We start from the raw sequence: 22,254 nt of genomic DNA, 5'->3' as shown, positions 1-22,254 counted from the left end.
GGCTTCGATGGTTCAGCTGTCCAGATCGCTCAGATGCGCGCGGGCTTGGGTGTCGATCTCGGCGATCTCGGCTTCGGTCAGGCGCAGCCGCCCTGCCTTCGCATTCTCGACTGCCTGTGCTGCATCCCGCGCACCGCAAAGTGAGAAGGTGATCCCCGGCTGCTGTACCGTCCATGCGATGACAGTCTGTGCCAGCGTCGCGTCATGTCCTTCGGCAATCGGTGCGATGGTCGCCATCAGGTCCGCCACTTTCTGTCGGTTCGCCATGGAAAAGCGCGGGTTGTCCTTGCGCTGATCATCGCCGGTAAACTCACGATCCGGACCGATCTTGCCGCTGAGCAACCCAAGTGCCAGCGAGGAATAGCTGAGCACGGATACGCCATTCTCACGGCACACCGGCAGCAAAGTGCCTTCGATGTCGCGCTTGACCATCGAGTATTCTTCCTGGATGGCGTCCAACTGCCCCGCGGCCACATAGGCCCGTACCTCGTCGACCGAGGTATTGCTGGCCCCGATCGAGCGGATCTTGCCTTGCTGTTTCAGGGTTTCCAGCGCCTCCATCGTCTCGGCAATGGGTGTGGTCGGGTCCTGCCAGTGGGTGATGTAGTGGTCGATGTAGTCGGTGCCCAGGCGGGTCAGGCTCTGCTCGACCTCATGGATGATCGCGTCCTTGCCCAGATAGCGATGCACCGGCTTGCCGTCATAGTCGAAGAAGTGGTTGCCCTTTTGTGTATGCCAGACCAGCCCGCATTTCGTGGCCAGCACGACCTTGTCGCGCCGACCCTTAAGCGCCTTGCCAACAATGTCCTCAGCGACGCCCTGACCATAAGCGGGGGCCGTGTCGATCAGCGTCACCCCCGCATCGACCGAAGCCTGAATTGCCGCAATGGACTTCGCCTCGTCCGTGCCGCCCCACATCCAGCCACCGATGGCCCATGTGCCCAGCCCGATGACCGATGCTTCGATCCCAGACGTTCCGATTTCCCGTGTCAGCATCTCATGCGACATCCCGTGTTCCTTCCATTTCTTGTATGACTGCGGTCGCTGTATCTTCGTCCAGGATCAGCGAGTTGAGAAACTTTCCGTTCAGCACCGCCTTGATTGGCTGCACTTTCTGCGCCCCTGCACTGACCCCGATCACGCGCGAGCATTGCGCCAGATCGGATGGTGAAACCGACACCAATCGCGAGTTCAGTGCATAGTTCGACACAGACCCGTCGATATGGATGAGATGGGCCAGGAGCTCTCCGATCACGCCCATGCCCACCAACATCTTGCGATCCGCCTCGGGCACAGGGTGCAGGTCGTAATAGCTGGAGCCTTCCGGCTCGATCGATCCGACCCCGACCAGAGCGACATCTGCCCGGCGGGCCAGGTCCAGTACCTCGCGGATCGAGGAGACCTGTTCCAGCATGTCGCGCTGTTCACGGCTTTCGGCGAACAGCGGTGCGTGCAACAGCATGGTTTTGCCGCCCAACCGGTCTGCCATCTGCGTCGCCAGATGGTTAACGTCGGTGTAGTACTTGCCCTGAATACCCCCCGTCAGCGGTACAACGGTCACGTCAAAATCACGCTCGGGTTCCAGCGCCTCGACCGTTGCACTGACGGCCTTGCCGCCGGTGATTGCGATGACATCCCCATCCCGCAGGGTTTCAACCAGATGATTGGCGGCAGCGCGGCCGACCTGCTGCAGGGTCGTCTCGGCGCTGCCGGCGACCGACGGGGTGACGATGGCGTCGCTCAGACCGGTCGACCGGGCCAGATCACGTTCGATATCCATCAACGTCTCGAACGGGCTTTCGATGTCAATCTTTACCATGCCCATATTGCGGCCCTGTGTGATCAGACGGTTGACCTTCGAGTTCGACAGGTTCAGCGTCCGGGCAATATCGGCCTGCTTCTGACCTTCCAGGTAATGCAGGACCAGAACGGTGTGGATCTGCCGGATCAGTTCGAAGTCTTTCTTCTTGTCCACCATCACCCGCGCCTCTTGTTCAGGTAGTGGTCGATGGTGACCGCTGCCAGCAGGATCGACCCACGGATGATGTCCTGCCAGTAGACCGACACGTCCAGCAGCGCCAGCGAACTGGACACCAGCGACAACAGGATGACGCCGAGGATTGCGCCAAGGATCGACCCCGAGCCGCCATTCAGGCTGGCCCCGCCGATCACGGCAGCGGCGATGATGGTCAGTTCCAGCCCCAACCCGAACGTCGGCTGCGCCGAGCCGAACCGGGCCATGTAGATGATACCCGCCACGCCACAGAGCGTTGAACACAACGTGGTGGTCAGAAAGATCACCTTCTTCGTGCGGATGCCCGAATAGGCTGCGGCCTTTTCGTTGGAACCGGTATAGAACACTTTCCGGAACATGGTCGTGCGCCGCAGCATGAAATCAAAGGCGATTACGAAGACAAGGAAGATGATGATCACTATCGGGATCGGTCCGACAGATCCCTGTCCGATGAATTTGAACTCGGGCGGCAGGGTATACAACCCCAGCGGCCGTCCACCCGTGAACAACAGGCAAGCCCCCCGCGCAATTACCATGATCGCCAGCGATACGATGAAATGATGCAGCCCAACGCGGGTTACGAAGAACCCCATGAAGGCCCCGATGGCCGTACACAGCGCGATCGCCATGGCCGAGGCTACCCACGGGTTCACCCCGCTCAGGAAAAGCCACCCGGCGATCACCATGGCCAGCGCTGTGACCGAACCGACCGACAGGTCGATCCCCCCCGAGATCAGCAGGATTGTCATGCCGATCACCAGCAGTCCGTCCACCGCAAAGGCCATCGACATCGCCCGCATATTGGCCCAGGTCAGGAAATAGGGTGAGGCGAAGGACATGATCAAAAACAACGCCAGAATGATGACAATCAACCCCGTTTCGCGCATATGAAACAGGCGTTTCAGCGGCGGTATGCTTTCGGCGGTTCCCGCTTGGGTCAGGTTCACCGTGTTGTCCATATTCGTCCCTCCGCTCATGCGACCGAAGCCTGCACTTCCGCAATGGAAGCCAGATGCATGATGTTTTTTTCCGTCATTTCGTCGCCTGTGACCTGCCCGCTGATGCGCCCTTCACGCACAACCAGCACACGGTCGCAGACACCAATCAGTTCGGGCAGTTCCGAAGAAATCACGACGATCCCCACGCCCTCATTCGCGAGGTCACGCAGAATGCGGTGGATTTCAGACTTTGCGCCAACGTCGACACCGCGGGTCGGTTCATCCAGAAAGATCAGACGCGGGTTGACCGAAAGCATCTTGGCGAGCGCCACTTTTTGCTGATTTCCGCCCGAAAGCGAGGACACCGGGTCGCTCAACGATCCGCATTTCAGGTTCAGCTTTCGCCCGAGCGCTTCGGCCTGGCCCGTTTCCGCTGCGGGCTGGATCAGGCCAAGTCCGTTGGCAACCTGTTCAAGCTTCAGGGCCGAGACGTTGGCGGCGATTGGCAATTCAAGGAAAACCCCATCGCCTTTGCGGTCCTCGGACAGGTACACCATCCCCTTGGCGATACTGTCCTGATAGTTGCGCAACCTGAGTTCTTCGCCATTCAGCCAAACCTGCCCGGACGCATCCCCTTCCAGCTTGCAGATTGCCTTTGCGATCTCGCTGCGGCCTGCACCGATAAGCCCTGCAATGCCCAGGATTTCACCCTTGTTCAGAGTGAACGATATATCGCGGAACCGCGTCGCCTCGGTAAGGTTGCGCACGTCCAGGATCACCTCGTCTGACGGGGTGCCCTGTTTCTTGGGGTACAGGTCATCGATCACCCGTCCGACCATTGCATTCACGACGTCACCGGGCTGTATGTCGGCCACATTCCGCGTGACGATGTGCTGGCCATCCCGGAACACCGAAACCCGGTCGCAGTTGTCAAAGATCTCAACCATTCGATGCGAGATATAGATGATGGAAATCCCCTGATCCGCCAGATTGCGCATGATCCCGAACAGGGTCCGAGCCTCGGATTCCGTGAGTGCGGCTGTAGGCTCGTCAAGGATCAGAATGCGGCAATCCAGCGTCAGGGCCTTTGCAATCTCAACCAGTTGCTGGTTGGAGATCGAAAGGTTTTTAACCAGAACCGAAGGATCGATGTCGCTGAGTTGGCGGAACACATCGACCGCATCACGCTCCAGTTTCTTGTAATCCATCAGCCATGACCGGCTGATATTGGTTTTGGCCATGAAGATGTTCTCGGCCACCGACACATCCGGGCACAGAGCGATCTCCTGATGGACAAAGCCGATACCCAGTTGCTGCGCCATCGTGGGTGACGAGATTTTGGCCGGCTTGCCATCGAGAACGATCTGGCCGCTGTCCGGTTGCAAAATCCCGTCAATCACGTTCATCAGTGTCGATTTTCCTGCGCCGTTTTCCCCTGCAATCGCGTGGATTTCTCCTTTGCGGAGTTCAAAGTCGATCCCGCGCAGCGCCTTGACCGGGCCAAAGGACTTGCTGAGGTTCGATATCCGAAGGATCACATCGTCTTGCATTGCACCACCTGTTCGGGTGTCTCTTTTTTGATTGATGTCCTGAACCGCCCGCGAACTGATTTGGAACTGCGCGGGCGGCTCGTCGGGGAGCTCTCGGATCAGGCCGGATCACGACCTTCCATGTAGACGTTCAGGTCAAAGCTGTCCGCGTTGTCCTTGGTGATGACTGCAAAGCCATTGTCCACGAACGGTATCTGTACCGGGTTGAAACCGCTGGTCCGCCAATCGTTGAACGGATCGAAAATGTCCGACCGGTTTGCCAGATGCACCGCCATAAAGCCCATGAAGCCCTGTACACCCTGGTTTGGGTTCAGCGACATGTGGATGTTGCCCGCTCGGATGTGTTCCAACGTGGTGGGCGTCACATCCGCGTGCATGATCAGAAGGTCCGAGCCAGCTTCCAGCTTCGCCGCAACAGCACCTTCGGCAGAACCCGCTTCGGGAATCCAGATCGCCGCCACATTCGGATTGGCCTGAATGATCGAGGCTGTCGCGCGATAGGCCGCATTGCTGTCCTGGTTCGTGGCCTGACGTCCGACCAGTTTCATGTTCGGATAATTGTCTTCCATGTATGCAATCAGCGACGTGACGCGCAGATCGTGGTTTGACTGTCCCGGATTCTCGAGAACCGCGTATTCGGCGCTGTCACCTACTTGTTTGACGATCTCTTCAGCCGCGAACTTCGCCTCGGCATGGTTGTCCGAGGTGATATAGCCGGTGCGCTTTGAGCTTGGGCTGTCGGCGGCAAAGGTGACGATCTCGGTGCCATTGTCGACAGCGCGATTGATCGGCTCGATAAATGGATCGGACTGCATCGGGTGCAACAGAACACCTGCAGGCTGCTTCACCAGATCCTGCTCGAACGAGGCGATCTGCTTGGTGATGTCGTAATCCGGCGTGCCTGAGAACACGGTTTTGCAACCAAACGCCTCGGCAGCCTGTTTGAAGCCCTGGTATACCGGCACCCAATAGGGATGACCCGAGACCATCACGTTCATGATGTATGTCTCATCGGGTTCGCACATGATGCTTTCGGCCTGCGCTGGCGCGGCAGAAGCCCCGGCAACCGCCAACGCGGCGGACGCAATAATACTGTTTGCCTTCTTGATGTTCATTGGTTTCCTCCCTGCAGAATGCTCCTGCGACTGCGGCGCATTGTTCGTTCAGCACCAACTGTGCAAGAAATTTCTATATGTGATGTTTATTGCACATTCCCTGTCTAAGGGTGATGCACCGGTGGCGTCAATAATTTTTGACAAAAATTTTTGTCCTTGAAATTTATTTCGTCACCATACTCTGGATGGCTATCTTTGAAAGGGAACGTAGCGTACCGGACTGCAGTTATCCTCCGCCACTGAAGCGGTCCGCCCGTATTGTTGGAAACGGAGGGTCAAATATGGGCATCAAGCGGCACATACCGGAAGAGATCGTCCGGAAACTACGGCAGGTTGAGGTGCTATGCGGTCAAGGGATGCGACGTGTAGATGCCATTCGCCAAGTGCAAATAACCAAGCAGAAGGACTATCGCTGGCGGAAGTAATTTGGCGGTATGGGAACTGACCAACTGAAGGAACTAAAGCGCCTTCAGAAGGAAAATGAGCGTCTGTGCCAAGCAGTGTCCGATCCGACGCTGGATAAATTGAACCTTTCGGAGGCCGAGCGGGGAAACTACTAAGCCCTTAGCGTCGTCGTGCCTGCATTGAACATGTGCGAAGTCAGTTCCACAACTCAGAGCGTGGGCCTGTCGAGGGTTGCGTAAGAACCGTTCGACGCAGCGCACGGTTCCAAGAGGCCGTGCCGTTTAAGACCGGCTGGCTGCCGACATAATCGAACTCACCCGACAATAAGACTGCCAAGGTTGTCGCCGGATTGCGGTTTCGCTGAAAGATGCCGGCAGCGGAGTGAACGACAATCGTGTCGAATGTCTATTTGATGACCGACGCCTGATCCACGCGCCTGATTGATACGGGGTGCACGCGCTCAATAATTGACAAACAGTTGCAACAAAACGGATCATCGTCGAGATCTCGTCAACTTCAAAGAAGACCGATGCGACTGTTTTATATCCTACTTGTACCCGTCTTCGTTGTTGTTTTGGTTATTCTTCTTATCAGTAGCCTTGTTCCGCCCGAGACCATTCGGCTTGCCACTGGGCCAAAAGACGGCGGGTATTGGCGGATTGGCCTCGAGTATCAGTCCAAGCTTGCCAGGGACGACATATCGTTAGAGCTGGTGGAAACTGCTGGTTCCGTCGAGAACATTCAAAGGCTCATTGACGGAGATGTGGACGTTGCCTTTGTGCAGGGCGGCATTCCTCTTCCCAGAGGAGAGAATCTAGAGTCACTCGGGGCTCTCTTCCCTGAACCGCTGGTGATTTTCAGACGTTCCGCCGCGCAAGTTGGCCGATATCCCGGAGATTGGCGCGGGATTCGTTTGGCTGCTGGACAAGTCGGATCAGGCACACGTGCCGCAGCACTGGCACTCATAGAAGCCGCCGGCCTTCAGGACTCGGGCATCGAATTGCAGGAAATTGGGGGATTCGAGGCCATAGACGCGTTGCGTGCTGGCGAGGCAGATGCAGCCTTGTTTGTGTCGCCTCTGGATGCGCCATACCTGACAGAGGCCATAGTCGACCCCAAGCTGGATCTGATCCAAATGGCCTTGATCGACGCCCTGTCTTTCAGATTTGTCAGCGGCCATTCCGTTGTTGTTCCAGCCGGGTCAACCTCTTTGGCCCCGCCGCGACCCGCGCATGATGTCAAAATACTGACTTTGACTGCATCGATGATCGCGACAAACGAGCTGCACCCGGCTGTTGTCGACAGGCTTGTTCATAGCGCAAACAAGATCCACGCAGACCGAACCGTTCTGCGAGCGGCCAAGGAGTTTCCAAACACCAATTCGCCTCCGGCCCCAATTAATGACGTCGCTTGGCACATGATCAACTCTGGGCCCAACATTCTACACGATATCTTTCCTTTTTGGGTTGCGGCCCAGTTTGGTCGGGTGTTGCTTTTTCTCTTGCCGATTTTATTCCTTGCGCCGCTGCTGCGTCTCGTTCCGGCCCTTTACATCTGGTTCCAAAACCGAAGAGTTTGGCGACATTATCAACACATTGCATCGCTGGAAGCAGAAATTGAGGACGCTGCCACGGCAGAAGAGATTGAGACTGTAGCGAAGAAACTCGATGACGTATCTGTGACACTCGCGAATTTGAACTTGCCACTCGCTTACCGGCAGAAGGCCTACGACGCGCGGCTGCACATCGAGCTTATTGCTCAGGAAATCGAACGCCACCGCGCCAATAGGCGCCAAGAGCCCTAGTTTTTGTCGCAGTAAACCATCTCGTTTCGCTCCACGAGGTCTGGAGACAGAAATGCTGGTTGGGAGCACCTCGTGGCTGAGTTGTTATGTTGCACCGTCTAACGCGCCTCGAACAAAAGCCGGTTCGCCCGCAATTCGGATGTAGGACCTGTTCAAACCTATGTCCGGTTTCCGTATAGCGGTCAGTGGGACGTCAAGGCAGAGGTTTCCGCAGTGCTGACTGGAATTGAGCGTCCGGTTTCAGCCGCTTCTTGGGCATCAGACAGAAGCGCTCAGACGACCGCGTTGAACTCAATCCAAACCCAATAGACGTGGAGGAATTCTGAGGAACGCATGTATTGAGTATCTGTCTAGGTGACTCATTTGGGGTCTGGTATTAATACTTCTGTGCAGTTTGCACGCGCAAACCGATTTCTCGGTTCCTGACCTTTAGGGAGGAAAAAATGTACGCATTCAACAATCGTTTGATGGTCGTCTTTGCCAGCTTTTTGTTTGTCTTTGCCTTTGCGAATACGGCATCCGCTAAATTCACGGCAGAAGACGCTGCAAAGCTCGACGCTGAAGCAGACGCAACTTTAGCCCAGTTCAAAGCCGATGCAAAAGGTGCCGACGAGGTGCTGGCGAGTGCCAAGGGTGTTTTGGTTTGTCCGAGCATCACCAAAGCCGGCCTTGGTTTTGGCGCCGAAGGCGGTCGATGTGTGCTGGTCACCGGAGCCAATGAAAAGCTGTACTACAACACCTTCGGCGTAAAGGGAGGGTTCATCGCCGGAATACAGTCTCATTCCATGATTTTGGCGCTGAATACAGACGACGCGTTGGCAAAGTTCACCAGCAATGACCGCGAGTGGGAATTGGGTGTGGATGCATCAGTGGCCGTCGCCAAAGTCGGCGCTGGAGGCGACTTGGATACCACTAACCTCAAAAGCGATATTGTATCCTTCATTTTTGGCCAAAAGGGTTTGATGGCCGATGTGAGCTGGAAAGGGTCTCGTTTCAAAAAAATCGAAATCGAACAGTAATTCGGAACGTAACAAACGAAGTTTCGCGGAACCCAAAATCGATCTGAGTTCCGCGAAAACTTGTTGGTGCCGAGCATTCAAAAACTGGGAGGTCGGGTTCGATTCTTCGCAAGAACATCAGGGGCTTTCTCAGAGCCACACTTGACGGCTGCGACATTTCTCGTCCACGGCAGTGTCTTCAGACAGCCCGTTCAAGCCATTCCAGCGTCTTCCGGGCCGTCTGGGGCCATGTTTCGTCGAACTGTAGGTAGTGACAAGCCCCCTCTGCGACTAGAAAATCTGCAGTTTCATATAGGGAAGCCATGTTCCTTGCCGTGCTTGTTGCAACTGCCTTGTCTTCCGTTCCCGAAACAAAAAGCAAAGGACAGGTTACCTTTTCAGGATCGATCAGGGTCGTCTGGCGCGCATCGAACATCCAGAAGACAAGTTCAAACAGCACGCGACCGGACTCGGTGCCAAGACGTGCGTGAATGTCGCGCTGTAGATCGTCCGACAGTGTATTCAGCCCGTATTTTGAAAGAAGATCTAAGTCCTGTCCAAGCGCGTGTTCCCAGAAAGCACCGGACGAAATGAAAAGTTTTCCCAGATCACGTTCTCCGTCAGTCGTTGCCAAAACACCGTTCATCACGCTGCTGTTGAGAAGAACGCCAGCTTTCACCGCGCGTTCAGCCGCCAACAGTTGTGCAACGACGCCGCCAAGGGAGTGGCCTACGACAACCGGAGCCTCGCCGATTTCTTTGATGAACTGCCTCGCGTCATCTACGTAATTCGCGATACTCAACCCGACCAGTTTGTTATCGCGCTCTGGACCGGTTGGAAGGTCATGATAGCGGTAGGTCATGCTGTGGCAGGCATATCCCGATGCCTCATAGGACGCACGAACATTCTCCATCGTCCACGCGGCCGCGTTTGTACCTGTCAATAGTAGTACCGGAGGCCTGGCTTTTTTCGGCATTCAAAATCTCCACGGATGACTTTTGGAAGACGGACACGATGCCGTCGGATGGCCCATTTAGATTTTGCCAGATCTAATTTGGCGGCAAGGTGCCTTGATCCTCTACGTCTACAAGGCGGACCCAGGGCAAGTTTAACCGAACAACCGCTCTGCGGACAAAGCCGTTTTGTCATCAGCTTGGGCGGCTGTTTCGGGAAGCCCGCGATGTTTGAGGGTAGCGCCCTGGGAGGCCTGAAGGCATGGGCTGTGCTATCATTTCAAGAACCGGGTCCTCCCCGAGACTCGAATTCCTTCACCCGGCGTGGCGCTTATTATTGAATGAAGCAATGACCTTGCTCCCATGTCCTCGCCCTGAACGATTTCGATCTCGCCGTCATGAGGCCAGCCGATATCCCGAAGGTACCCCGACAGCGCAGCGGCAGCGGCCCCTGTCGCAGGATCTTCGAACACGCCACCGATTGCGAATGCATTGCGGCTGTGAAAACGGCGCGGCGTTTCCGACCAAATAAGGTTGATCGTGGTCAGATCATACTGCCGCATCAACCGCGCCCCCTCGGCCAAATCATAAGACATCTTTGCAAGCGTGCGCCTGTCTCGAAGCGCAATTAGCAAATGGTTGTTTCCCGCGTTGGCGAGCGCGGAAGGAAGGGCGGGGTCAAGATCAGTCTCTTTGAGATCAAATAGAGAAAGCGCAGCCTTCACTAGGGTCGGATCCGCCGCGGCGCTACGGGTGGCGGGCGATGTCAGAGTGGTGCTTCCGTCAGCATTTGTTTCGACGGTTATGCGGCCCGCGTTCATGTTGAGCTGTATCAAGCCCTGCCCATTGTGCTCGGCCAGCACGCTACCCAGTGCAATCGTGGCATGCCCGCAAAAAGCCACCTCTTCTTCCGGGGAGAAGAACCGCACCCGCCAACCGTCATTCTGAGGTGCGGCAAATACAGTTTCAGAATAACCGATTTCCTTTGCAAGACGTTGCATCTCGGACTCGGAGGGAAGCGATTCTCCGACCACGACACCCGCGGGATTGCCACCTTCGGAGCCATCGGAGAAGGCGGCAACACGGAAAACATGCTGGTTCGTTTTATCTTTCATGATCTTGGTCCTTTTCTGCCGTTGCAGCCTTGGAACAGTCAGCCAGGAGCCGCGAAGCCAATTCTGCTCGTGCGCATTGAAACCCCGGCGTAGTGACACGCCAGGGCCGGTTACGGTCATTCATTGATGCGTGCGAGGAAATCTTGCATCTCGACGGCAATGACATCGCCATATTCCTCGAGAGCGAAGTGCCCTGTATCAAGCAGATGGAACTCCACGTCATCTAGATCAGCCTTGTAGGGGTGGGCACCGTCAGCCGGGAAGATGTGGTCGTTCTTTCCCCACACAATCAGCGCCGGAGGCTGATGCTCTCTGAACAGGGCCTGCCACTTTGGGTATTCCGCGACGTTGGCGCCGTAGTCCAAGAACATCTCAAGCTGGATTTCTTGGTTTCCCGGGCGGTCAAGCAGATACTGGACGTGCCAGAAGTTGTCGGGATTTACCGTCGAGACGTCGCCAACACCGTGGGTAAATTGCCATTTGGTAGCGTCAAGGGTCAGGAAGCCGCGCAATGCATCGCCGTTCTCGGCGCTTGGGTCGGCCCAATATGTCTTGATTGGGTCCCAGAACTCGCGCAATCCCTCTTCGTAAGCATTGCCGTTCTGAATGATAAAGCCGGTAACACGTTCGGGGTGTTCGGCAAACATCCGGTAGCCGATGGGCGCGCCGTAATCCATCAGATAGACGGCGTAGCTATCGACCCCTTTTGCGTCGATCAGACGCGTGACTGTGTTTGCTGCATTGGCAAAGCTATAGTCATAACTTTCGGCGGAAGGCATGTCCGATGCACCGAAGCCAAGATAGTCTGGAGCAACCACGTGGTACTCTTCAGCCAAGATCGGGATCAGTTCGCGGAACATGTGCGATGAAGTGGGAAAGCCGTGAAGAAGCAGGACTGTAGGGTTCGAGGGGTCACCGGCCTCGCGATATGCAATGGTGTGCCCGTCGATATCCATCGACTTCATGTTGACGGCAAATGGGCTTTCAGCCGCGATAGCATTGTTGGGCAGGGCCGCTGGCAAAAGTGTTGTAGCAGCAAGAAGCGCCGCAAGTGCGGGAGGGTGCAACCGTTTTGTCATTGATCAGTTCCTTTCAGGGTTTGGTTGGAGAGCCGGGCGCTTTGAAGGCACGCATGGCAATGGATTCGGCCCTCAGGGCCTCGTTTTCACGGCGCAACGCCGCAATCTCTTCATGTGCCTCATCAACGGTGAGGCGACGCGGTATGTGGCTGGGGCAATTCCAGTCGAAGGCCTCAACGGTGATAAGGACTGCGCGCTCGGGACGCGCCGGATAGGATTGGTCGTGAAACTGACCCAGAACTTCGGGATTGTCGGCGCCTTCAATCAGGCGAGCACGTCCCCAGATTTTCAGTCGGCGGCGGTTGGGGTAGTCCACTAGGATCATCGATAACCGATCGTTGCCCGATAGGTTCCCGGTGCTGATGTACTGTCGGTTTCCGAGGAAGTCGGCGTAGCCGAGCGTTTGTGATGACAGCACCTTCAGAAAGCCGGTCGGGCCGCCGCGGAATTGGACGTATGGCCACCCAGTTTGGGACACCGAAGCCTGATAAAACCCGTCTCGTTCGGCGATGAAGCGGACCTCTTGGGGGCCGAGTTCATCGGGGTATGTCACGTCGTTGGCCAAGAATTTGCTGTATGTCTCCGCCGAACCCATTCGCGACTGCTGAAAGCGGACAGCGGGCGTAAAGGCGATGGTCGCGAAGGCTCGTGCCATAGCGTTTTCCTTTCGGACGTTAGTTAGTTTTTTTAAGTGGTCCGCCCGAGTGGGCCGTTTGTAGTGTCAAATTTGTGCGCCCCTGGGCGGTTTGACAAACGACTATATCTATCGCAGGATTAGAAAAACTTAGCCAAAGATATGATCCGGAAAAACTATCCCCTCAACGCGCTTCGCGCCTTTGAAGCCGCCGCACGCCATCTCAGTTTTGTCGCAGCAGCCGAAGAGTTGTCAGTGACGCCGGCCGCGATCAGTCACCAGATTAAGAAATTGGAAGGGTTTCTCGGTGTTTCTCTTTTTCGACGGCGAGCGCGAGGCCTGGTCCTTGTCGAGGCGGGGCAGCTCTTGGCCAAGGAGCTGCAAACAGTGTTTGCAAACCTCGATCAGGCGATGGAGCATGTGGCAGAAGCGGACAAGGGGGGCTCGTTGGCGTTGACCGTGGCGCCTACATTTGCCGCCATGTGGTTGATCCCAAGGCTGCAGAAATTCTATTCTCAGCATCCTGATATCGACGTGCGGATTTCGACGAGCCTTGGTCTTGTCGATTTCCAGCGCGACGATTTTGACGCCGCCATTCGGCTTGGGCATGGAGAATGGCCCGGTCTTGAAGCCATCAAGCTTTTTGATGAATCCGTGATCCCGATGTGCAGCCCGCGCCTGCTGGAAGGGCCAAATGCGATCAGAACGCCGTCTGATCTGAGGAAACATGTTCTGCTGCACAATCATTCAATGGACTTTGATCCCAACGCGCCAACTTGGCAGACTTGGCTGGACACCAGCGGTACGCAAGACGTGGACGCCACGCGTGGGATGCATTTCAGCCTTCCGGATCATGGGCTGCAAGCCGCCATCGATGGCGCTGGCGTTGTTCTGGGTTGGCGGTTTCTTTCTGCAAAAGATGTCCAGGCCGGGCGCGTGGTTGAACTTTTTGATCTGGCAATTCCTCTCGGGTCCACATTTCACCTTGTTTATCCAGAGGCGCATTCTCGACGTCCAAATATTGCCGCGCTTCGCGATTGGATGTTGCGAGAGCTCAAAGACCCCGAAATGGAAAGCGTGAGTTCGAGCAGATCTTAGAGCTTCCTTTTGTTGCGAATGGCTGGGATGCAGGCGACGAGGGCAGTATTGCGAGAACGCGGCAAATGTCAGTCTTCCGCCGTTCCTAACCACTACTGCGCAATTCAGCTTAGTCGCCTTTGGTCAAATGCTAACCAATGGTAAGAACGAGACTTACTTAACACCAGATTAACCAAGGCTAACCGCCTCTAACACATCGACGTGCACGCTGTAGCGCGAAAACACGCAAAGGGTCGCATTGGCAACTCCCAGTGTCTCCTGGAAAACGGAGACGTCGGTATCATGGTGGCTTGTCTGCCGGGGCAGCATCGTTCGACACTACGGTATCAGCCACGTGCAAGGGAAGACGAAGTTCGTCTCGTAGCTGACAAGATCGCACTGTCGCGGCAATACGGCAGCTACGGTTACCGTAGCGTTGCTGTTCTGCTGAGAGATGCGGGCTGGCAGGTCATTGTCGATCGTTTAGAACATATGGACACGGGAGGGATGAGGGTGTCTCGCGTGCCAGTCGCGCTCGAACCTAATCGGCCGGTCGTTAGTAGTTCCTAAATGACCGCTGCGCGGGCAAACCGGCCTCCATTGCAATGGCCAATTAAATCGCAACAAACATGTTCCACGTGATGCGTTTCAAGGATTAGTAGGCGCAATAATATACAGAGCTTTTAAAGCTTCGCTGGGCTCGATCCCCGGCAACGCGGTGCGAAAAATCTCTTCCATAGTGCCCCGGGCATACATTTCGGACAGAATAGTATCAACGATCAGTCGAAAGTCATCATCGCCCCTCGCGATGGCTAACCCTTGCTTTTCTATCGTCAGTATTTCTTGGGATAACTTGAATTTGCCTTTCAGTCCCGCAGCAATATAGTTGACTAGCAATATCGACTGATCCGCAAAATACGCGTCGATTTTACCGTCTCGGAGCGCCTTGATTCCGTCTGGATGTGAAGCAAACCGAACCATCCTGGCGTCGATGCCCGCGGCATCAAATGTATTCTGTACGGACGCTTCAGTTGTTGTGCTGCTTCTCATGCCAACCTTTTTCCCCGCGAGTGCGCTCATGGTGCCTTCAGCCTCGATTGGTAACAATATGGAAGTACCATCAACGAAGGTAGGGATTGAGAAATCAACGATTTCACGACGAGAAAGCGTGATAGTCGCTGCCCCGCAAAGTATATCGATCTCTCCGGAGGCAACTTTGTCGAAACGATCCTTGGAGTCGACCGGAATGAACCGAACATTTAAGTCCTTTAGATCCAGTTTCTTCGCAACAGCCTGCGCTACTTGATCGCAAATCAACGGCGACAAACCAAACGGCCGACCTTGGTCGTTCACGTAAGACAATGGAGCAGCATCTGTTCGAAAACCAAATCGGATTTCGTTGTTATTTGTTATTCTTTCGATTGTCTGAGCAACTGCGCCGGTTGTGAATAGAACCGAAACAATAAGTACTGAAAGCAAGCGCATGGGTTTTCCTTCTTTAGCCGGGGCTCGTTTTGAAACTTGCCTGCCCTAAGTTACGCAATACCGCCACCTACAAATCCAAGCAGCACAAATGTGACGTGTTTCGTTCCTAGGCGAGGACTGTGTAACCACCTTGCAGTATTTCTCTGCGAAAAGAACGTGGCAGAATTGAACTTGGAAATTGGGAGACAGGCTTCGCTCCCATAGTGTACTTTGTCGGTCATCGAAGCAAAACTCAAATCATTTGAATCCAGTTCGCCCAACTCCGGTTACGCACTTGGTCCGAAGATAGACCACCCTGTCGCGCGGACCAACTCTTGAAATGCGATGGTTGCCAAATGAGAATTGCCCTTTGGATCGAGCCCGGGGCTCCAGGCGACTACAGATGCGATACCAGGTACAATGCACAAGATGCCGCCGCCTACGCCGCTTTTCGCTGGAAGGCCAACACGGAAGGCGAACTCGCCCGATGCATCGTATGATCCACACATCATCATCAGTGCAGTAACTCTTCTTGCTCGTTGCGCGGACAATACTGCAGAGCCGTTGGCCGGATTTTGACCCGCTGCGGCAAGAAATCGACCTGCCAAAGCCAGCTGTTCACAAGACATGGCGATGCTACACTGGCGAAAGTACAGAGACAGAACATCCTCTACCGGCGCCTTAAGATTCCCTTCCGCCTGCATAAAATGGGCAAGCGCACGGTTTCTGGATCCAGTTCGCATCTCAGATTCCGCAACTGACGCATCGACCTCAATCGAGTCGTCCTCTGAAAGCTCTCGGCACAACTTCAATAGGTCGTTGATGGCCTCGTCAGAAGAGCGGTTTTCGAGCAGAACATCGGCCACTACGATCGCACCGGGGTTGATAAACGGGTTCCTTGGGATTCCGCGCTCGTGTTCTAGCTGAACGATGGAATTGAATGGATCGCCAGATGGTTCCCGGCCCACTCTTTGCCACAAAGTGGCGCCAACCCGTTGAAGCGCCACTGTAAGCGAGAACACTTTTGAGATGCTCTGAATCGAAAAGAGTTTGCCAGCATCTCCAGCGGACACTAACGCACCGTTGACGGGTGCAACGGCAATACCGAATTGGTTCAGATCGACTGTGGCGAGTTCTGGAATATACTGCGCGACTTTCCCCCTGTCAGACATGCCGGCTATGCGATCTGCAATATCGTCCAAGACTTCCTGAAGCTTTTCGCCGTCAGTGTTTTTGAGTTTCGGCATGGATCTCCTCCGTCCAGACAGTGTGATCTACGCCTTTACTAAGCTCGGGAAATTTGCTGGCAACAAAGCGAGGCTCAAGGTTCTGCCGGCGTTGCGAGAAATAGTCTACCGTCAGTTTATAGACGGTGCCGGACAGCAGCAGTATCGCAACCAAATTGATGGTTGCCATTATTCCCATGGCCGCATCCGCGAAATTGAACACTGTGGCAACAGCTTGCACAGCGCCCCAGACAACCATTGCGAGACAGCCCAATCGCAGGACGTAAATTGGCAGCTTCCCTTCCAATTTTAGGAACGTCATCGCGTTTTCGGCATATGAGTAATTACCCAGGATGGATGTGAAACCGAAAAAGACGATAGCAACCGCGATAAAGTGGCGGCCGATTTCGCCAAGATGGACCGCCGCCGCGTCTTGAGTAAGTCGCATTCCGGTAGGCCCATCAATTTCGATTGCGCCTGATAGAAGTATTAGCAATGCAGTGGCCGTTGCGACCAAAATCGTATCCACGAAACACCCAAATGCCTGAACGAATCCTTGGCTGGAAGGGTGGTGAGGATCAGGTGTGGCGACTGCTGCAATGTTTGGTGCTGAACCCATGCCCGCTTCGTTTGAGAAAAGCCCCCGTTTGATGCCGTTAAGTGCTGCAGCCATGACACCTCCTGTCACGCCTCCGGCAGCTTCCTGAAGGCCAAATGCCCCGGCAACAATCGACCACAACATAGCGGGTACTTCAGAAAAATTCAGGACTACGACAACACAGGCAAGCAACAGGTAGAGACCCGCCATAAGCGGTACGACAATCTCTGCAAACTTTGCGATGGTTCTTATTCCACCGAATATTACAACCGCTGCGGCTGCAGCAAGCGCTATGCCAACGATCAACTTGTTCAACCCGAACGCGCCCTCGAAAGCCTCGGCAATCGAGTTGGATTGGACGGCGACAAAAACCAAACCAAAGCTGACTATCAGGCAGATCGAGAAAATGACTCCAGCCCAAGGCGCATTCAAGGCGTTGGCCATGTAGAACGCGGGGCCTCCCCTGAACCTTCCGTTGGACGATGTGACTTTATAGAGTTGGGCCAAAGTACTTTCAGAATAAGCCGTGGCCATTCCAACCAATGCCACGATCCACATCCAAAAGATGGCGCCTGGACCTCCCAAGGTCAGGGCCACGGCTACGCCAGCCAGATTACCAGTACCGACACGTGAAGCCAGGCTCACTGTCAGGGCTTGAAAAGGAGTAATACCTCTTTTGTCTGTACTCTTTGCAGACGTGAGCACGCGCACCATTTCCCCAAAATGGAGAAACTGAAGTGCGCCAAGACGAATTGTAAAAAAGATACCGGTCGCAAGAAGTCCGTAAATCAATACGTAGTTCCAAAGAACCGTGTTTATGCCGTTAACCAATATTTCCATTGTGCGCCTCTTGAGAATTCAAACACTTCCCGGAAGGCAAAAATAGTGTGCCTGTTTTTCATCATGCACGAAGATGCGACAATTGTCAGGAATATGCTGCGTAGTCTCCCGGCGGTTGGCGCGGGGATCACTGAAATTAAGCCACAAACTTATAGCGAAGTAGCCAGTGGGCAGTCCGCCTGGCAGTCGCTCAAACCAAGTGCAACGAACGGCCGCTTCGGGCCGGCGTGACAGATGCTGCGCGTCGTACCAATGTCTGCTTACTTGTAGGAGAAGGTGGAGGTCTTATTGCTAAGACCTCCTCCAAAAAGTTTACGCGTTGAAGAACTCAGCCACAGCGTCAGTCGATGCTTTCACTGCTTCAGGCTTATAGTAGAAGTCAACGTGGCTGAACTCGTCAAAGGCCAGTTCTTTGTGCTCGTTGGTCAGCTTCTCGACGAATGCGGTCGAGCAGATCGCGGTGAAGGCCGACTTGCTGTAAATGGTCAGCGAAGGCTGCACGATCTTGTCGGCATAGTGCTCGCCGATGGAGATCAGCGATTGCATGCCCTGATCACCGATATGCGCGTTGGTGAATGTCGGAACTGCCACCGGGCCTTTGACGCCGTCACGGCCGTAATAGTCATAGGTTTCTTCGGCCATCGGGTTCACATCGGACCCAACGAATTCTTCGCGGGACTGGCTATCATCCAGGCCAATCGTGTTCACGTAGTCGGGCTCACCGGTTTCATACATTTTCTGCATGGAGGCGTTTGCCGCCGCGATCTGAGCATTGACCAAGTCGCGGTCGGTCCACTGGAACGGATCCGCTGCCATCATGCCCGAAACCATGGCGATTTTCTTGATGCGGTGGTCGGTCACGGCGGCAGAGGCGATGATCGAGCCGCCCTGGCAGACGCCCAGGCCGTGGATTTCTTCGACGAAAGGCAGGGTGCCGAGGTAGGAGACCGCGTCCCAGGTATTTTCGATAAGGCGGAACATGTAACGCGACTGCTTGTGCTCGCCCGGAAGTGCCGGGGAAGAGCCCATGCCGATGTAGTCGAAACCAAGGTAAATAAAGCCGCGCGCCGCCATTTCCGGGCCGTAGGTCGCGGGGATCTGGTCCTTGACTTGCGGGAAGGGGCTGGCACCAACAATCGCCTTGTACTTCTTTGCCGGATCGAAGTCCTCGGGCAGATACAGATCGCCCACCAGATCGAGGCCGAAGGATTTGAAGGTGACGGGGTTTGTGCCGGGTTTGAAGGACATTTCAGAGTCTCCTGCGTTGATGGGAAGTGATGTCTGTTTTGCGGTTGCGCCCCAGCCCACAAGAGACATCAGGGAGGCAATCGAGGCGGTTTGGATGATCTGGCGTCGCGAAAGTTTGATCATTGTCATAGTCCGCTTTTTTCAGGCTCGGCGTTTTGCCTTGCTTAAGTAAACGATAGTGTTTACTTAAGGTGTTGGCCGGGAATTGTAAACAGCACCCTTTACTTTTGGGGTAAAAATCGTGAAGCGCACTGAAAAGAAACGAAAAGATATCATCGACGCAGCCATCGAGGAGTTCCGTGAACAGGGGTTTCTCGGGGCAACGACAACCTCAATCGCCAAAAAAGCGCAGGTTTCGAGTCGCACACTCTACAATCACTTCGAGAGCAAGGAGGCCCTGTTCGAAGCGATTTCGGAGATCATGTTGGAGCAGAACCGGAGTATGCAGCCGGTGGCCTATGACCCAAGTCGCGACTTCGTCGAGCAGCTACAGGACGCTTTGTGGCGGTACATCGCGGTGATTACCGAAGAGACGGCTATCGGATTAAATCGCATGGTCCTGTCAGAGCTGATCCGCGACCTCGACCGGTCCCGAAAGTTCTTCACGGAGACAGAAACCCACGATTACCCTATTACGAGGCTGATCGGCGAAGCCATGGACGCAGGCGTGATCCGAAAGGCTGATCCGATCTTCGCAACCAACCAGTTGCTGGCGCTCGTCAAAAGCTTTTTCTTCTGGCCAGAGTTTTTCCTCGGCGAGAACCCGACACCAAAAGACGTACTGAACGATTGCATCGAAATGTTTTTGGCGCACTACAAAGCGGAAATTTGATCGGTCATCACGAACGGCAGGAAAGTCCACAACTCGGTAGTTGCCGCATTTTACGCTAGTGTCTGCTCTGGGTCAGAGCTGCCGTGGAGGCCGGGACCGATTTATCGGTCCAGAGGGCTCTGTTGCACAAATCGGCTGATGGCCGGGTTTTCCCTTTCTCCGGACAGACTTATCCCACGGGCTCTGTGACAGGGATGCCGAGCGCGGTGTAGCCGTTCAGAACGGCGATACGGACCTGAAGCTCTGCGAGCTGTCGGTCGAAGTCCCGCGCCATGAGGCGCTGCCCCAGCAGTTTCACGCAGTGCATCTTTGTTTCGACGCGGCTTAGGCGGTGGTATCCGCTCCATCGTCGCCAGAGGGCACGCCCGAGGCATTTCGATGCCCGCAGTGCTTTGTTTCGTGCGACCGCGCCGGCGGTGACGGTCTTCCACGGTTTGGCGTTCTTGCGGGGCGGGATGACAGCCTGGGCGCCGCGGTCAGCGATTGCATCGTGGCATTTGCGGGTGTCATAGGCACCGTCGGCAGTGACGCTGCTGATCTGCTCGTACGCCGGGATCTGGTTGAGCAGGTCGGGTAACACCGGCGCATCGCCGATATGGTTCCCTGTGATCTCTACGGCCCGAACCTCCAGCGTTTCCTCATCAATCCCGAAGTGGATCTTGCGCCAGACGCGCCGCTTGGGACCACCATGCTTGCGGGCGTGCCACGCGCCTTCGCCCTCCACCTTGATCCCGGTGCTATCGATTAACAGGTGCAGCGGGCCCTTCGCGCCACGGTAGGGGATGTTTACGGCCAGGGTCTTGTTGCGGCGGGACAGGGTGCTGAAGTCGGGCACCGCCCAGTCGAGGCCGACCAGCCGCAGCAGGCTTTCGACGAAGCCTGTCGTCTGCCGAAGCGCCATGCCGAACAGCACCATCATCGAAAGGCATGTCTGGATGGCGGCATCGCTGCAGGTCTGCTGGCGGCCACGCCTGCCTGTCGGCGCGGCATCCCAGCTCATCTCGGGGTCAAACAAGATCGCCAGCGAGCCGCGGCGCTTGAGCGCTTCATTGTAGGCTGGCCAGTTCCTGGTCCTGTAGGCCGGGGGAGTAGGTCTGCTCATGCATCCCAGCTACCACACGGGATTTGTGCAACAGAGCCCTGCGCTACTATCGATGGGCTGAACACTAGGCTCAGGATGCATTGATTTCCGCCGCGCCGCGTGATTCAGGGCTCCGAAAACGGAGCGGTGACATGAGCGAACATTATTGGCTGACGGACGAGCAGTTGGTGAAGCTCGAGCCCTTTTTTCCCGAAGTCGCACGGCAAGCCTCGGGTTGATGATAAACGGGTGCTGAGTGGAATTATCTTCATCAACCGCAATGGGTTAAGGTAGCGCGATGCCCCTGCGGCCTACGGCCCGCACAAACGCTCTATAGTCGATGGAAGCGGTGGAGCGAGAAAGGCATCTTCGCACGTATGATGGCTGGTCTGGCCGTTGAGCACGGCGAACAGAAGACCGTCATGATCGACGCGACCTACCTGAAGGTACATCGAACAGCGACCAGCATGGCTGCCAAAAAAGGGGGCGCGTTCGCCTGATCGGCCGAACCAAAGGGGGCATGAACACCAAGCTGCACGCCATATGCGAGGGTCAGGGACGCCCACTCGACCTGTTCGTCACCGCCGGTCAGGTCAGCGACTACATCGGCGCGCGGGCTTTGCTCAGCAGCCTGCCCAGAGTTGACTGGCTGCTCGGGGATCGCGGCTATGACGCCGACTGGTTCCGGGAAGCGTTAAAAGACAAAGGGATACGCGCCTGCATCCCCGGGCGTAAGCAATGCAAGACACCGGTCAAATACGACAAGCGCAGGTACAAACGCCGCAACCGGATCGAGATCATGTTCGGCAGGCTCAAAGACTGGAGGCGCTTCGCTACCCGCTATGACAGATGCCCCAAAGTATTCCTTTCGGCCATCGCGCTCGCGGCAATCGTCATTTATTGGTTATGAATCCTGACTCTAGCCGTTTTTTGTACCGACGGGTCTCCGTCATTGGTCAGAGTCTTCTTGGCTGCATCTCGCAGTTTGCGTGCTTCGGCCAATGCAACATCCGGATACTGGCCGTGCGATCGAAGTCGTTCTTTACTTAGACGACGAAACTTTTGTTGCCATAACGTCGAACCGTTCGGCTTCACCTAAACAAACAAGCCGCCAGCTTCGGCTAACTTGTATGGCTTTTGTTTTGGTTGTGCTTTTCGAATCTTCAGGTCGGAAAGTGCCATTGGGGGTATCAACCTCGTACTGTGGGGGTGATACCCCCAACAATACCTTCACGTGCTGTGTTTTCTGGGGGTTTTGAGTTTTCTGCCATGTTCAGAATGAT

The 22,254-nt window shown here is 55.4% G+C and carries 19 protein-coding genes and 3 pseudogenes; 7 read left to right on the top strand and 15 right to left on the bottom strand.

What is annotated here, in order from left to right:
* Window positions 1-12 precede the first annotated feature (12 nt).
* The 5 genes from ACR0J2_RS17005 to ACR0J2_RS16985 form a co-directional block, all read right to left on the bottom strand.
* Window positions 13-1,008, bottom strand: coding sequence for an aldo/keto reductase (locus tag ACR0J2_RS17005; RefSeq protein WP_170825285.1), 996 nt, complete (start codon window positions 1,006-1,008; stop codon window positions 13-15).
* A complete protein-coding gene (locus tag ACR0J2_RS17000) occupies window positions 998-1,978 on the bottom strand; it encodes a sugar-binding transcriptional regulator (RefSeq protein WP_480527158.1) in 981 nt (326 codons plus the stop codon). The genes ACR0J2_RS17005 and ACR0J2_RS17000 overlap by 11 nt, the downstream gene beginning before the upstream one ends.
* The gene (locus ACR0J2_RS16995; protein WP_170612492.1) at window positions 1,978-2,973 is read right to left on the bottom strand and encodes an ABC transporter permease; all 996 of its coding nucleotides are present in this window, start codon (window positions 2,971-2,973) and stop codon (window positions 1,978-1,980) included. Before ACR0J2_RS16995 ends, ACR0J2_RS17000 begins: the two co-directional genes overlap by 1 nt.
* 14 nt (window positions 2,974-2,987) lie before the next feature.
* Window positions 2,988-4,502 carry a sugar ABC transporter ATP-binding protein gene (locus tag ACR0J2_RS16990; protein WP_480813330.1) on the bottom strand — a complete coding sequence of 505 codons (1,515 nt, stop codon included), beginning with the start codon at window positions 4,500-4,502 and terminating at the stop codon, window positions 2,988-2,990.
* A gap of 98 nt (window positions 4,503-4,600) precedes the next feature.
* Window positions 4,601-5,617, bottom strand: a complete 1,017-nt coding sequence (locus ACR0J2_RS16985; RefSeq protein ID WP_170612488.1) for a substrate-binding domain-containing protein — start codon at window positions 5,615-5,617, stop codon at window positions 4,601-4,603.
* Between the two features lie 281 nt (window positions 5,618-5,898).
* On the opposite strand from ACR0J2_RS16985, the pseudogene ACR0J2_RS16980 reads away from it, so the two are divergent.
* From ACR0J2_RS16980 to ACR0J2_RS16970, 3 genes and pseudogenes are all read left to right on the top strand, one after another.
* A pseudogene (locus tag ACR0J2_RS16980) lies at window positions 5,899-6,433 on the top strand (transposase); the annotation flags it as partial.
* Window positions 6,434-6,551: 118 nt separating this feature from the next.
* On the top strand, window positions 6,552-7,826 hold the full coding sequence (locus tag ACR0J2_RS16975; RefSeq protein ID WP_480813329.1) for a TAXI family TRAP transporter solute-binding subunit: 1,275 nt from the start codon (window positions 6,552-6,554) through the stop codon (window positions 7,824-7,826).
* Window positions 7,827-8,269: 443 nt separating this feature from the next.
* Window positions 8,270-8,845 carry a lipid-binding SYLF domain-containing protein gene (locus tag ACR0J2_RS16970; protein WP_170612484.1) on the top strand — a complete coding sequence of 192 codons (576 nt, stop codon included), beginning with the start codon at window positions 8,270-8,272 and terminating at the stop codon, window positions 8,843-8,845.
* Window positions 8,846-9,023: 178 nt separating this feature from the next.
* On the opposite strand, the gene ACR0J2_RS16965 is transcribed toward ACR0J2_RS16970, so the two are convergent.
* The 4 genes from ACR0J2_RS16965 to ACR0J2_RS16950 all read right to left on the bottom strand — a co-directional run bounded on the left by ACR0J2_RS16965 (window position 9,024) and on the right by ACR0J2_RS16950 (window position 12,626).
* Window positions 9,024-9,800, bottom strand: coding sequence for an alpha/beta hydrolase (locus ACR0J2_RS16965; protein ID WP_480813328.1), 777 nt, complete (start codon window positions 9,798-9,800; stop codon window positions 9,024-9,026).
* 252 nt (window positions 9,801-10,052) lie between these two features.
* Window positions 10,053-10,892: a PhzF family phenazine biosynthesis protein gene (locus ACR0J2_RS16960; protein WP_170807215.1), complete on the bottom strand. Its 840-nt coding sequence runs from the start codon at window positions 10,890-10,892 to the stop codon at window positions 10,053-10,055.
* Window positions 10,893-11,008: 116 nt separating this feature from the next.
* Window positions 11,009-11,971 carry an alpha/beta hydrolase gene (locus ACR0J2_RS16955; RefSeq protein WP_170612478.1) on the bottom strand — a complete coding sequence of 321 codons (963 nt, stop codon included), beginning with the start codon at window positions 11,969-11,971 and terminating at the stop codon, window positions 11,009-11,011.
* A gap of 13 nt (window positions 11,972-11,984) precedes the next feature.
* Entirely contained in the window at window positions 11,985-12,626 is a 642-nt protein-coding gene (locus ACR0J2_RS16950) for a pyridoxamine 5'-phosphate oxidase family protein (protein WP_480813327.1), read from the bottom strand.
* A 141-nt stretch (window positions 12,627-12,767) separates the two neighbouring features.
* Here ACR0J2_RS16950 and gcvA point away from each other — a divergent pair, with 141 nt between their 5' ends.
* Together gcvA and ACR0J2_RS16940 are read left to right on the top strand one after the other, a co-directional pair.
* Window positions 12,768-13,703, top strand: a complete 936-nt coding sequence (gcvA, locus tag ACR0J2_RS16945) for a transcriptional regulator GcvA (RefSeq protein WP_170612474.1) — start codon at window positions 12,768-12,770, stop codon at window positions 13,701-13,703.
* Between the two features lie 300 nt (window positions 13,704-14,003).
* A pseudogene (locus ACR0J2_RS16940) lies at window positions 14,004-14,190 on the top strand (IS3 family transposase); the annotation flags it as partial.
* Between the two features lie 140 nt (window positions 14,191-14,330).
* Here the strand turns inward: ACR0J2_RS16940 and ACR0J2_RS16935 are convergent.
* The 4 genes from ACR0J2_RS16935 to ACR0J2_RS16920 all read right to left on the bottom strand — a co-directional run bounded on the left by ACR0J2_RS16935 (window position 14,331) and on the right by ACR0J2_RS16920 (window position 19,181).
* A complete protein-coding gene (locus ACR0J2_RS16935) occupies window positions 14,331-15,167 on the bottom strand; it encodes an amino acid ABC transporter substrate-binding protein (protein WP_480813326.1) in 837 nt (278 codons plus the stop codon).
* A gap of 266 nt (window positions 15,168-15,433) precedes the next feature.
* Window positions 15,434-16,393: a glutaminase gene (locus ACR0J2_RS16930; protein ID WP_480813325.1), complete on the bottom strand. Its 960-nt coding sequence runs from the start codon at window positions 16,391-16,393 to the stop codon at window positions 15,434-15,436.
* Window positions 16,371-17,810 carry an alanine/glycine:cation symporter family protein gene (locus tag ACR0J2_RS16925; protein ID WP_480813324.1) on the bottom strand — a complete coding sequence of 480 codons (1,440 nt, stop codon included), beginning with the start codon at window positions 17,808-17,810 and terminating at the stop codon, window positions 16,371-16,373. The genes ACR0J2_RS16930 and ACR0J2_RS16925 overlap by 23 nt, the downstream gene beginning before the upstream one ends.
* Before the next feature lie 312 nt (window positions 17,811-18,122).
* Window positions 18,123-19,181 carry an alpha/beta hydrolase gene (locus ACR0J2_RS16920; RefSeq protein WP_480813323.1) on the bottom strand — a complete coding sequence of 353 codons (1,059 nt, stop codon included), beginning with the start codon at window positions 19,179-19,181 and terminating at the stop codon, window positions 18,123-18,125.
* Between the two features lie 118 nt (window positions 19,182-19,299).
* Here ACR0J2_RS16920 and ACR0J2_RS16915 point away from each other — a divergent pair, with 118 nt between their 5' ends.
* A complete protein-coding gene (locus tag ACR0J2_RS16915; RefSeq protein ID WP_170807219.1) occupies window positions 19,300-19,890 on the top strand; it encodes a TetR/AcrR family transcriptional regulator in 591 nt (196 codons plus the stop codon).
* Between the two features lie 169 nt (window positions 19,891-20,059).
* Here ACR0J2_RS16915 and ACR0J2_RS16910 read toward each other — a convergent pair whose 3' ends face one another.
* Entirely contained in the window at window positions 20,060-20,992 is a 933-nt protein-coding gene (locus ACR0J2_RS16910) for an IS5 family transposase (protein WP_480813322.1), read from the bottom strand.
* Between the two features lie 131 nt (window positions 20,993-21,123).
* On the opposite strand from ACR0J2_RS16910, the pseudogene ACR0J2_RS16905 reads away from it, so the two are divergent.
* Window positions 21,124-21,881, top strand: a pseudogene (locus ACR0J2_RS16905) (IS5 family transposase).
* Here ACR0J2_RS16905 and ACR0J2_RS16900 read toward each other — a convergent pair.
* Entirely contained in the window at window positions 21,869-22,066 is a 198-nt protein-coding gene (locus ACR0J2_RS16900; RefSeq protein ID WP_480813321.1) for an Arm DNA-binding domain-containing protein, read from the bottom strand. The pseudogene ACR0J2_RS16905 and the gene ACR0J2_RS16900 overlap by 13 nt on opposite strands.
* Between the last annotated feature and the right edge of the window lie 188 nt (window positions 22,067-22,254).

It is taken from the genome of Ruegeria sp. CG4, from assembly GCF_056537185.1.
This window is presented reverse-complemented; position numbering and strand designations above follow the sequence as displayed.

Coding starts and splice junctions, on each gene's coding strand:
- ACR0J2_RS17005 (WP_170825285.1), bottom strand. CDS start 1,008: ATGTCGCATGAGATGCTGACACGGGAAATCGGAACGTCTGGGATCGAA.
- ACR0J2_RS17000 (WP_480527158.1), bottom strand. CDS start 1,978: ATGGTGGACAAGAAGAAAGACTTCGAACTGATCCGGCAGATCCACACC.
- ACR0J2_RS16995 (WP_170612492.1), bottom strand. CDS start 2,973: ATGGACAACACGGTGAACCTGACCCAAGCGGGAACCGCCGAAAGCATA.
- ACR0J2_RS16990 (WP_480813330.1), bottom strand. CDS start 4,502: ATGCAAGACGATGTGATCCTTCGGATATCGAACCTCAGCAAGTCCTTT.
- ACR0J2_RS16985 (WP_170612488.1), bottom strand. CDS start 5,617: ATGAACATCAAGAAGGCAAACAGTATTATTGCGTCCGCCGCGTTGGCG.
- ACR0J2_RS16975 (WP_480813329.1), top strand. CDS start 6,552: ATGCGACTGTTTTATATCCTACTTGTACCCGTCTTCGTTGTTGTTTTG.
- ACR0J2_RS16970 (WP_170612484.1), top strand. CDS start 8,270: ATGTACGCATTCAACAATCGTTTGATGGTCGTCTTTGCCAGCTTTTTG.
- ACR0J2_RS16965 (WP_480813328.1), bottom strand. CDS start 9,800: ATGCCGAAAAAAGCCAGGCCTCCGGTACTACTATTGACAGGTACAAAC.
- ACR0J2_RS16960 (WP_170807215.1), bottom strand. CDS start 10,892: ATGAAAGATAAAACGAACCAGCATGTTTTCCGTGTTGCCGCCTTCTCC.
- ACR0J2_RS16955 (WP_170612478.1), bottom strand. CDS start 11,971: ATGACAAAACGGTTGCACCCTCCCGCACTTGCGGCGCTTCTTGCTGCT.
- ACR0J2_RS16950 (WP_480813327.1), bottom strand. CDS start 12,626: ATGGCACGAGCCTTCGCGACCATCGCCTTTACGCCCGCTGTCCGCTTT.
- gcvA (WP_170612474.1), top strand. CDS start 12,768: ATGATCCGGAAAAACTATCCCCTCAACGCGCTTCGCGCCTTTGAAGCC.
- ACR0J2_RS16935 (WP_480813326.1), bottom strand. CDS start 15,167: ATGCGCTTGCTTTCAGTACTTATTGTTTCGGTTCTATTCACAACCGGC.
- ACR0J2_RS16930 (WP_480813325.1), bottom strand. CDS start 16,393: ATGCCGAAACTCAAAAACACTGACGGCGAAAAGCTTCAGGAAGTCTTG.
- ACR0J2_RS16925 (WP_480813324.1), bottom strand. CDS start 17,810: ATGGAAATATTGGTTAACGGCATAAACACGGTTCTTTGGAACTACGTA.
- ACR0J2_RS16920 (WP_480813323.1), bottom strand. CDS start 19,181: ATGATCAAACTTTCGCGACGCCAGATCATCCAAACCGCCTCGATTGCC.
- ACR0J2_RS16910 (WP_480813322.1), bottom strand. CDS start 20,992: ATGAGCAGACCTACTCCCCCGGCCTACAGGACCAGGAACTGGCCAGCC.